This is a genomic window from Microbacterium sp. 5K110 (assembly GCF_005774735.1).
Taxonomy (GTDB): domain Bacteria; phylum Actinomycetota; class Actinomycetes; order Actinomycetales; family Microbacteriaceae; genus Microbacterium.
In genome coordinates this window covers 1-6424 of record NZ_VBUM01000128.1, presented here as the reverse complement: position 1 = coordinate 6424, position 6424 = coordinate 1, and the positions used below count along the sequence as shown (strand labels likewise).

Genomic DNA, 6424 nt, shown 5'->3' with positions numbered 1-6424 from the left:
CCCCGACCCCGACCCCGACGGCTCAGCCGACGACGTCGCCGGCCGCGGTGGGCGTCTCGGCGAGCGCGACGCGCGTCGAGCAGGGCGGGTCGTTCACGGTCACGGTGACCGGCCTGAACGCCGGCGAGCAGCTGACGGCGACGCTGAACAGCACGCCGACGGTCATCACCGGCATCCCGGCCGCCGACGCGAACGGTTCGGTGACCTTCCGCGTGAGCGTCCCCTCGACGCTCGCCCCGGGCGCCCACACCGTCGTCATCACGCGTGCCGATGGCACGGTGCTGAGCCCTCTCACCATCGAGGTGTTCGCGAAGGGCACGTTGGCTGCCACCGGCGCCCAGGCGCCGTGGGGCCTCGCGCTCGCGGGCGGCTTCTTCGTGGTCGCGGGCGGTCTCGCCTTCGCCCTGCGCAAGCGCCGCACGGCCTGACCGCTCCGGAACGGCCCTCACCCTTCCGGGTGGGGGCCGTTCCCTTTCGCGCGAGGGGTCAGTTTCTGTCGCTTCGCCCGCGGCCAAGCGACACATATTGACCCCTCACGCGGGCGAGAACCGCCGGAGCAGCGCGGCCAGGGCCTGACCGCCGCCGATACACATCGTCACCACGGCGTACTCGAGGTCGCGGCGCTGCAGGTCGAGGGCCGCGCGCACCGTGAGGATCGCGCCGGTCGCCCCGACCGGATGCCCGAGCGCGATCGCTCCGCCGTACGGGTTCGTCTTCTCGGGATCGAGCCCGGCGTCGCGGATCACGGCGACCGCTTGCGCCGCGAAGGCCTCGTTCAGCTCGATCACGTCGACATCGGCCGGCGTCAGCCCCGTCTGCTCCCACAGCCGTTGCAGGGCGAGGACCGGGGCGTACCCCATGATCTCGGGATCGACCCCGGCCGTCGTGACGGCCTCGAGCGTCGCCAGCCCCGTGAGCCCGCGCTCGCGCACGTCATCCTCACGCATGAGGACCGTCGCGGCGGCGCCGTCGTTGATGCCCGAGGAGTTGCCCGCCGTCACCGACCCGCCCGCCTCGAACGCCGGCCGGAGCCCAGCCAGCACGTCGAGCGTCGTCCCGGGGCGCGGGTGCTCGTCGACCGACACCTCGACCGGCCGCTTTCCGCCGGTCGTCACCGGCACGATCTCGTCCGCGAACGCCGCACGACTGGCATCCTGGCCCGCCCTGCGCTGGCTCTCGACCGCGAAGGCGTCCTGCTCGGCGCGCGACACCCCGTAGCGGGATGCCACGGTCTCGGCGGTCGTGCCCATGTGCCGGCCGCTGAACGGGTCGGTGAGGATCGCGAGCGTGCCGTCGAGGAGCGTCCGGTCCCCCACACGCGCATTGCCCCGGGCGCCGTACTCGAGGAACGGGGTCCGCGACATGCTCTCGTCGCCGCCGGCGACCACGACGTCGACGCCGCCCCAGCGCAGTTCTTGGGCGCCCGACCAGATGGCCTGGAGCCCCGAGCCGCACAGGCGATTGACGGTGAACGCGGGGACCCGGGTCGGCAGCCCCGCGGCGAGCGCGACGCGCCGGGCGTTGTAGGCATCCGGCCCGTTCTGCGCGATGCAGCCCATGACGACCTCGTCGACCGCATCCTTCTGCACCCCCGCCCGCTCGAGGGCGGCGGTGACCGCGACGGCCCCGAGTTCGTACGCATCGACGCTCGACAGCGCCCCGCCGAACGAGCCGATGGGCGTGCGGGCGCCCGAGACGATCACGATGCGCGGGACGGTGGATGCCATGCGGACCTCCAGAAGGGGAAGGGGGCGATCACAGCATTGTGCCCGCGTTTCCGTCGCGGCGGCCGGAATCGCTGGCGGGGCGGGCACGCCGCTGTCACACTGACCGCATGCTCGTCACAACCATGAACGATGTCCCCGGCCGCCAGATCGTGGAGGTGTACGGCGAGGTCACCGGCCTCACCGTGCGCGCGCGAAACATCGGAGTCCAGTTCGGCGCCGGCTTGAAGTCGATCTTCGGCGGTGAGCTGGAGGGCCTCACGAAGCAGCTGCAGGAGAGCCGCGACGAGGCGAAGCAGCGCCTCATCGAGCAGGCGCAGGCGCTCGGGGCGGATGCCGTGATCGCGATGCGGTTCGACACCAGCGAGGTCGCGCAGAACTTCCAGGAGGTCGTCGCCTACGGCACGGCCGTCAAGCTCGGCTGACGCCGCCGCACGTGCGCCGGGGGGACACAGCGCCCCCGAGAAGCGCCGAGACTGCATGCGCCTGACAAGCCCACCGCAGCGTGCAGTGGAGACGTCAGGCAGATGCAGTCTCGCGGCCGCGGGGCCGGGCGCGGCCGGGGCGCGGCTCAGCGCCAGGACTCCAGCGTCGTGGGGACGGATGCCAGCGTCGCGACGGCCGCATCGCGGTCGACGCGGGCGAGGGTCAGCGCCGCCACGACCAGCGACGCGCAGACCGCGGACAGCGCGTCCACGGCATCCGAGGTCAGGTCGGGGCGGCGGTCGGCGACGGCCGCGCGGATGGCGACGCGCATCTCGGCGGCGTAGCCCGACACGAGGTCGCGCACCTCGGCGTCGTCGGACGCGAGGGGCGACGAACCGGCGTTGAGCAGCAGGCATCCGAGGCGCGCCCGGGGGCTGTCCGCAGCGATGGCCGCGCGCATCTCGTCGACGTAGGCCTCGAGGGCGCCGGGGTCTCCGCTGCCGAGGGGCCGCAACCGGGTGCGGACGATGTCGTCGAGATACGCCCCGAGCACCGCATCGAAGAGACCGCGCTTGCTGCCGAACGCGTTGTACAGGCTGGAGCGCGTGAGACCGGTGGCCTCTTCGAGCTCCGTGATCCCGGCCTCCGCGTATCCGCGCTGCCAGAAGACATCCCGCGCCGCGTCGATGACAGCACCGCGGTCGAACGCCGGCATCCTGCCCATGGGTTTCCTTCTCTCCGGTCCGGGTCTATATTAGACCGGTCGTTACAAAATAACCACGCAAGGAGAGAAATGCGCGCGATCGTGCACCACCAGTTCGGCGAACCGACCGACGTCCTCGACGTCGAAGAGGTCGAGACCCCGCAGCCCGGCCCCGGCCAGGTGCGGCTGCGCATCGTCCTGTCGACGATCCACAACCACGACCTGTGGACGATCCGCGGCACCTACGGCTACAAGCCCGAACTCCCCGCCCGCGCCGGCACCGAGGCCGTCGGCATCGTCGACGCGCTCGGCGAGGGCGTCGACGGACTGCAGCTCGGTCAACGCGTCGCCACCGGCGGCACCTTCGGCGTGTGGGCCGAGTACGTCGTCACCCCCGCCGCGGACCTCGTCCCCGTCGCCGCGGGCCTCCCCGACGAGATGGCGGCGCAGCTCGTGTCGATGCCGTTCAGCGCGATCAGCCTGCTGCACTCGCTCGACCTGCAGCCGGGCGACTGGATCGTGCAGAACACCGCCAACGGTGCGGTCGGCCGCATGGTCGCGCAGATCGCCCAGGCCCGTGGCATCCACGTCATCGGCCTGGTCCGGCGACAGAGCGCCGTCGACGAACTCGCCCAGCAGGGCATTCACAACGTCGTGTCGACCGACGCCGACGACTGGCGCGAGAAGGCCCTCGCGATCGCCGACGGCGCACGCATCGTCGCCGGCGTCGACTCGGTCGGCGGCACGGCGAGCAACGACGTGCTGTCGCTGCTGTCCGACAACGGCACGCTGGTGATCTTCGGCTCGATGGGGGCGGGAAAGCTCGAACTCTCGGCCGGCGACATCATCTTCCGCCAGGCCACCGTGAAGGGCTTCTGGGGCAACGTCGTCAGCAAGACGATGGATGCCGAGACCCGCGGCGCCCTCTTCGGCGAACTGTCGCGTTACCTCGCCGACGGCACCCTCACCCTGCCCGTCGCCGCGACGTTCGGTCTCGAGGATGCTCGTGAGGCCATGGCCGCGAGCCTCTCGCCGCGCGTCGGCAAGGTGCTCCTGCGCCCCTGAGCCGCTCCTCACCGGCGGCGGCGGCTGTGCGCCCTCACGGGGCGGGGCGCTGCACCCCCGCCGCCGCGGGCCGGGGAGCCCCGCCCCCGCCGGCGCGTGGGCCGAACTCCTGAGAAACCCGGCCCACTCCGACCACCGGCCGACGAGCCGGGCGGAACTGCGCCGTTTCTCAGGAGTTCGGCTCGCTCGCGGCCTGCGCGGGCCGGCGGACGCCCCGAGTCACACCCCGAGCAGGGACTCCAGCGCGTCGAGGACGGGCCGCTGACCTTTCACGAGCGCCTCGCGGGCGGCATCCGGGTCCATCCACTGTGCGCGGTCGACCTCGGGGAACGACCCGACACGGCCCGACCGCGGCGGCCACTCCATCTCGAACTCACCGAAGACGAACTCGGATGCCGTGAACCCGGCGCCGTCCGCGGCGAACACCACGATCTTCTTGCCCGAGGCGTACGGAAACGTGCCGAGCTCGGCCCACTCGACGTCGGGCGGTTCGACGCCGAGCTCTTCGCGGAACTCCCGCTGCGCAGCATCCCGGGGTGGCTCGGACGCGGGGTCGAACTCGCCCTTCGGGATCGACCAGGCGCCGGCGTCCTTGCGGGCCCAGAACGGCCCGCCCATGTGAGCAACGAACACCTCGAGCGCGGGACGCCGCCGATACAGCAGCAGCCCCGCGCTCCACGTGGTCATCAGACGCCCGCCGGGACGCGCACCGCTTCGTCGGCGATCACGTCGGCCCGCTTGCGGAACGTCCGCGCCGTGACCCGGTCGAGGGCGATCTGCGTACGCATCTTCTCGGCCTTCTCGTACAGCGACGGTCCACCGAAGCCCGTGAGCACCTTCACCAGCACCGGGAGCAGCTCGATCATGAAGAACAGGGCGGCGATGAGCCAGTGCGCCCAGCGCAGCGTCGGCTCACGCTCGGACAGCCGCTCGAGCGCCGAGATCTGGCTCAGCAACCCCACCGCACCGGCGTTGCCGTCGGCCACCGACGAGGCGCGCTCGTTGTAGGCCGCGAGCGCCGACTCGTACTGCGCGCGGGCGGCAGGGAGCTGGTCCTGCGCCTGCTGCTTGTTCTGGTCGGCCGAAGCGGCCGCGGCGTCGGCACCGGCCGAATTCGCCGTGGCGAGCGCCGTCTGGGCCTGCTGCAGCTGCGTCGACAGCGCGTCGTACGCCGACTGCGCCTGGGCGAGCTGCGCCTGAGCGGCGTCGGAGCTCGCCCCGTCGCCGGCGACACCCGTGCAGCCGGGGACCTCGCCGGCTCCCTGACCGGTCAACTCGCACTGATACACCGCGCGCGCCTGGTCGATGACGGTCTGCTGCGCGGCCAGCTGCTGCGTGAGCTGGTCGACGGTCTGCTGCGCCGCGGCGGCTTCGGCCGAGGTCGAGGAGGTGCCGGCGACGATGCCCGTCGCGGCCTGGTTCTCGAGCGCCGACACCTGTGCGCTCGCGGCGTCGAGGGCCTGCTTCTCGGGGCCGCTCGTCACGGCATCCTGGTCGGTCAGCGCCTGAGTGACGTTGGTGGAGTTGACCTCGCGGTTGATGTCGTTCTGGAACACCTGCAGCACGAGTGGCTCGGCCACGACGATGCCGATCAGCGCCGCCATGATCACGCGCGGGAACGCCAGGCCGAGCAGCCGGAACACGTTCGTCGTCGACCGCATGGTCGAGGTGAGGAAGCGGTCGAGGTTGAAGATGATCAAGCCCCACACCAGCGCCAGGGGGATGGCGAGCAGGATGCTCACGCGGACACCGGTGAGCAGGGCGAACATCATCGACAGGGCCGAGACCAAGGCCGTGCCCAGCAGAACGAGGAACATCTGCACGAAGCGCGGAACCTCTTCGGGCACCTCGTTCAGGACGTCGTTGTCGGCGCCGCCGAGGACGGCCATGCGGCGCACGAGCGACAGGCTCGGGCGGCGCGGGTCGGCCCGGCGCAGACGCGGCGGACGGGGGTCGGATGCCACGGGCGCGGGGAACGGGGCGGCTTCGGGGAGGTCCCGCGCGGCGCCCTCGGGCTCGGGCTCGGGCTCGGCGGCAGCGGGCTCGGGCTCGGGCTCGGCGGCAGCGGGCTCGGGCTCGGGGATCTGCTCCGGCCCGGGGTCGACCCGGGCGGGATCGCGCCCCTCGGTGTCCGCTGCGGCGGAGTCGACCTGCGCGACGGGAAGGGTCTCGTCGTCACCGGCGGGCGGCGCACCCCAGGGCTCTATGGGGTCGTCGGGGGCCACGTCGTCGGCAGCGGACGCGGGGTCATCGCGCTGCTGAGCGAGGATGTCGTCGAGGTACTGGGGCTCGCGTTCCTCGTCCGTCGTGAACTCGATGCGGCCGTCGGAACCGAAACGGCCCGGCCGGTGAGCGGAAAAGGACATTCGCACAGGGTACGACGCCGACCCTGTGCGTGGCTGAGCGGGGCCTGAGGCTGCACCCAGGGCCCACCGTCCGCGAGATCACCCCGGTTGCTCGAGATCACCCGCGATTGCGTCGAATATCGGGTCACCCCGGGCAGAAC

Annotated in this window: 7 protein-coding genes; 3 read left to right on the top strand and 4 right to left on the bottom strand. The window is 72.2% G+C overall.

Going from position 1 to position 6424, the window contains the following annotated elements; genetic code table 11:
* The coding region (locus tag FE256_RS17230) for an LAVTG motif-containing sortase-dependent surface protein (RefSeq protein ID WP_138178094.1) at positions 1-428 on the top strand (428 nt) is incomplete at its 5' end.
* Between the two features lie 105 nt (positions 429-533).
* Here the strand turns inward: FE256_RS17230 and FE256_RS17225 are convergent.
* Positions 534-1727, bottom strand: a complete 1194-nt coding sequence (locus tag FE256_RS17225) for a thiolase family protein (RefSeq protein WP_138178092.1) — start codon at positions 1725-1727, stop codon at positions 534-536.
* Positions 1728-1834: 107 nt separating this feature from the next.
* On the opposite strand from FE256_RS17225, the gene FE256_RS17220 reads away from it, so the two are divergent.
* On the top strand, positions 1835-2149 hold the full coding sequence (locus FE256_RS17220; RefSeq protein ID WP_138178090.1) for a YbjQ family protein: 315 nt from the start codon (positions 1835-1837) through the stop codon (positions 2147-2149).
* Between the two features lie 146 nt (positions 2150-2295).
* Here the strand turns inward: FE256_RS17220 and FE256_RS17215 are convergent, their stop codons facing one another.
* On the bottom strand, positions 2296-2874 hold the full coding sequence (locus tag FE256_RS17215; protein WP_138178088.1) for a TetR/AcrR family transcriptional regulator: 579 nt from the start codon (positions 2872-2874) through the stop codon (positions 2296-2298).
* A gap of 69 nt (positions 2875-2943) precedes the next feature.
* Between FE256_RS17215 and FE256_RS17210 the strand changes: the two genes are divergently transcribed.
* Positions 2944-3918, top strand: coding sequence for a zinc-binding dehydrogenase (locus FE256_RS17210; protein ID WP_138178086.1), 975 nt, complete (start codon positions 2944-2946; stop codon positions 3916-3918).
* A gap of 219 nt (positions 3919-4137) precedes the next feature.
* Here the strand turns inward: FE256_RS17210 and FE256_RS17205 are convergent, their stop codons facing one another.
* Positions 4138-4605: an NUDIX hydrolase gene (locus tag FE256_RS17205; RefSeq protein ID WP_138178084.1), complete on the bottom strand. Its 468-nt coding sequence runs from the start codon at positions 4603-4605 to the stop codon at positions 4138-4140.
* Positions 4605-6284, bottom strand: coding sequence for a DUF4407 domain-containing protein (locus FE256_RS17200; protein ID WP_138178082.1), 1680 nt, complete (start codon positions 6282-6284; stop codon positions 4605-4607). Before FE256_RS17200 ends, FE256_RS17205 begins: the two co-directional genes overlap by 1 nt.
* Positions 6285-6424: the final 140 nt, after the last annotated feature.